This window comes from Acinetobacter lactucae (assembly GCF_013344765.1).
In the GTDB taxonomy this organism is placed as follows: domain Bacteria; phylum Pseudomonadota; class Gammaproteobacteria; order Pseudomonadales; family Moraxellaceae; genus Acinetobacter; species Acinetobacter lactucae_A.
In genome coordinates, this window is the sequence record NZ_JABVBF010000233.1 from 1 (window position 1) to 3,833 (window position 3,833).

Below are 3,833 nucleotides of genomic sequence, written 5' to 3' on the forward strand. Positions count from 1 at the left end.
GGTAAGAGATCTAGAATCCTTTATTCAATATCAACAAGCGGAATATGGGCGCCTTTTTCAGGTAGTCGAAGAGTTAAGTGAAAAAGATGAAGATTTTCTTAAATTGATTAGATTTGATCAGTTGGGCGCTAGCGAATTTAAAGAAATAGTTTATAGCTATAATCAGAGAGATGGTTTATTACAATGCTATCTCGAGCAGCATTGTAGTGAGATCTATAGCAATGATGCTTTACTTTATCGGCAAATTTCGCAAGATATTGGGGTAAGGCTTCAGCACTATGAAAAAGTGGATTTATTTTTAGGCAAAAAATATTATCGTGAAGAACTTATTGATACTAAATTTAGTAAAGAGTCTACTGATGAGGACTATAAAAATTATTTATCAAAAAGCACCGCTATAGAGAAAAGACAAGCTTTGTTCAATAGTGTATTGATGTCAGCGTTGGATTTAATTGCATTTAATCAAATTAGTCTCTTTTTGAAGATATCTAACGAATTTGATAAGCAAAACAGAGCAAGTAATAAGTATCATAAAGTACTTACCATGAAACCCGCATTTCGAATTTTACCACGAAGCGAGAAGCAGACCCGATATAGTTGTATCTTTGTTCCGGATATAGCATTAATAGAAGATTTGTTTTTTTATGGGGAGGTTAAAGTGTCGGCTGAGTCGTTGTCTATTACTGATGAACCGAGAGTTATATCAATGGCGTCTCAGCAAATTAGTCCTTCAGATGAGGAACTAGAGCTGTATGGTGTTTTAAGTAGAAAAGAGAATGAAAAATCATTAGCTATTAATAGATCAGTTGAGTAAGTAAAAATAGATTTTCACCTTAACTATCGTAAATGTACTTTTTAAAATCTATCGGGAATATGAGAGGATCACAACTTGCAACTGATAGCTAGCCTTTACTTTTTTACTTCAGGTAAAGTCGGTAAATATTATTATTAAATTAAGTAGTAATTAATTAGTACTGATATATGCTTACTACTGATATCTACATTCTATGTCTCAATAGTCCACAGTTACTGAGAGTGCTGTACCTCTGTTCATGTAACAATTTAATCTTATGTAATTAACCAATCATAAATTATAGATAACCCCTTAGATATGAATTAAGACATATCTAAGGAAATTCTTCATGTTTTTATTTGACTTGTCACATCAAGCAGCCACCTTATCTGCTATTAATCACTTTATCGAACTCAGTCTGAATTTTGATATAAGTCATCAAGAGTTTGTTTCTTATCTTGAGCAATTGATTCCAGCGTTTAAGGCATTTGAACAGGATGGGATTCAGTACAGTGCCTCGATTCAAACTTTTATAAATATCATTCAATGGATAGATGATGGGCGAGGTGAGTGTGCTTTAGTAGATTATCTCGATCTGCATTCATTAAATCATATTAACGAGATTCGCCGAACTCTAGTGAAACATAGACCGTTTATCCTTGCGGAGATACGGCAGTTTAGAGATCAGGAGAGAGATAATCAGAAATTATTCCTTCAGCAAGTAAAGACCATTATCTATGATCATTATCAGGTTTTAATTGTTCGGGTTGACCTTGGATATTTAAAGGCTTCTATGCCCATCATTACTATCAAAGATTTCTATACTCATATTTCTTCTTTAATCAAACTTATGAAGGAGAAGAATGGTTGTTTTAAGCACTTACTCGGATATGGACTTGCTTTAGAACAAGGTGTAACGAAAGGCTATCACGGACATCTTTTGCTTATCTACAACGGCTCTAAACACGATCAGGATTGGGATATTGGGGATAAAGTGACTAAGAAGTGGGAGTCTATAACTGATCATGTTGGTTATGGTAGACATTCAAATACGAAAGAAATTAAGGATAACTATGACCGACAAGGAAACCTCGGTATAGGGATGATTAAGCGAGAGTATCCATCTCATGTTCATAATGCTTTAAAGGTCGCTCAGTATCTAGTAGAGCCAGAAAAGCACGGGCAGATGTTGTTGGTAAAGCCTTTAGGACGTCGAAGCTTTTTTAAGGGGAGTTATAAGCCACATGGTCGTCAGTATCAAATAAAGTTTGTTCCACCTTCGATAGATCCTTTGTACGTTCTTACTGGAAATCAGAATGATACGGCATGGTTTAATAAGCTATTGTTATCAGATCAGTAAAAAAATATCAGGTTGTACGTCCTATGAAATAACTTAATTCATAGGACAATTCAGATGACTTACCAATCACCAGATCTTACCACAGCCCCTCGTTTAGAACATGATGTGTATGAGTTTTATATGGAAGTCCACTTCAGTAAGCCTGTAGAAGGAGTTAAGTATGAGGATCATTTAAAGCAGATAGTGAATAAATGGGAAAGCATATTCTTAGCCTATATCAATGATTGGAACTTCTTGCTTCAATTACGTTTAAGGGATTATGGATTTAGCTTTTGGTTAAATTGCTTTCATAAGGCCTATTTGCATACGTTGGTACAAGCAAAGCTTTCAGATGTTTTTTTTACCCCTTCAAACTCTCATAACGAACAATGGTTAATCCAAAACATTCTGAGAAAGCTACGTGATCTCTTTGAGACTACGGGATTTCATGAACATATTAACCAGTGCAATGAGCGATATGAGAAGCGTATCGATGCTATTCGAGAAGCTTATTGTGCCATGAGTGAATTGAGCATAGGAGCTATAGATCTCAAGTTTTACCTTAGTTATTTGAAAGGTTCTGAGCTAGTTTACAACATTGATGAATTGACGAAGGCATTTAGAAACTTCGAGAAGAGACTTAAACAACAGCTTTGGTATGGCAGTCAGGTCATGTTTACTTTCTATCATGTGATTCGAAATACTAGGACAAATCGTTATATAATTCGTTTCTATATGACGATTCATAAAACTTTCTATTCTGAACAGATCAAATATGCAGCCTGGATTGCCCAGCTTTGGTCTGAAGAAACAGCTCGTTTAGGAATACTTCTAGATAAATTTCAGCTAGAAAATCAGGCTAACAGTGAATTCATCATTAATGATGTGAATAACGATGAGATTTTTAACTGCGTTGAACCAAATGATCCACTGGAAAATCTAGATCTCTTACCAAGAGCGGTAACAAGTACGAGTAAGCAAATGGATAAGCTATGTGTTTATCCGATTGGCTTTAAGCCTTTCCATGGCAAAAAGGGATCATTCTTTAATTAAGGTTGTTTTGATAGTAAAGATATTTCCTACTCCCAATAAGTGGGAGTAGGAAACTTTATTCTTTTCAGTTGGATGAGTATTTTTTTATTGGAATGCACATGCTATGTGCAGAAAGCACGCCTTCATATCGAATAGGAACTAATTAGATGAATGCGTTAACTCCTCAAACTTTTCAGATCAATCAAATTTTAAACATCAAACAATTGATTCAAATCACAGGCCTTAGTCGTGCGACGATTTATTCAATACTTGATCCAAAATCTAAATATTATGATCAAACTTTTCCTAAGCAGATTCATTTATCAACCAATCGAGTAGGTTGGGTAGCTCAGGAAATCAATGAATGGATTCAGTTGAAGATTGCCCAGAGGGTAGCGTAAAGCTTCTGATGCTAAGAAGAACTTTTATATTAAATTGTTGAGGATAACGTCACTTGTTGCAGTTATCCTCTGGATTAAATCTTGAATATCTAATTTCCCGTTATAATTTGCACTTGGTTCATAAAAATAGTTATAAAAATATGAAAGTACACCTCTTAGCTATCTCAATATGAGGTATATTTAATTGGTTTTTATTTAAATTAATAAATCCTTTGATATTTTTATATCAGCAAGAAGTAAATGAAATAGGGGGAGAATTAGTATTAAA

General features: G+C 34.4%; 3 protein-coding genes and 1 pseudogene. All 4 read left to right on the top strand.

Annotation, left to right across the window (positions count from 1 at the left end; all coding sequences use genetic code 11):
• A pseudogene (locus tag HUN22_RS15945) lies at positions 1–814 on the top strand (hypothetical protein); the annotation flags it as partial.
• A gap of 328 nt (positions 815–1,142) precedes the next feature.
• Positions 1,143–2,153, top strand: coding sequence for an inovirus-type Gp2 protein (locus tag HUN22_RS15950; protein ID WP_174731392.1), 1,011 nt, complete (start codon positions 1,143–1,145; stop codon positions 2,151–2,153).
• Between the two features lie 54 nt (positions 2,154–2,207).
• Entirely contained in the window at positions 2,208–3,185 is a 978-nt protein-coding gene (locus tag HUN22_RS15955; RefSeq protein ID WP_174731395.1) for a hypothetical protein, read from the top strand.
• Between the two features lie 146 nt (positions 3,186–3,331).
• Positions 3,332–3,565, top strand: a complete 234-nt coding sequence (locus tag HUN22_RS15960; RefSeq protein WP_174731398.1) for an AlpA family phage regulatory protein — start codon at positions 3,332–3,334, stop codon at positions 3,563–3,565.
• Positions 3,566–3,833 lie beyond the last annotated feature (268 nt).

Bases quoted from the DNA above. Each gene is read 5' to 3' on its own strand.
- HUN22_RS15950 (WP_174731392.1), top strand. From the start codon at position 1,143: ATGTTTTTATTTGACTTGTCACATCAAGCAGCCACCTTATCTGCTATT.
- HUN22_RS15955 (WP_174731395.1), top strand. From the start codon at position 2,208: ATGACTTACCAATCACCAGATCTTACCACAGCCCCTCGTTTAGAACAT.
- HUN22_RS15960 (WP_174731398.1), top strand. From the start codon at position 3,332: ATGAATGCGTTAACTCCTCAAACTTTTCAGATCAATCAAATTTTAAAC.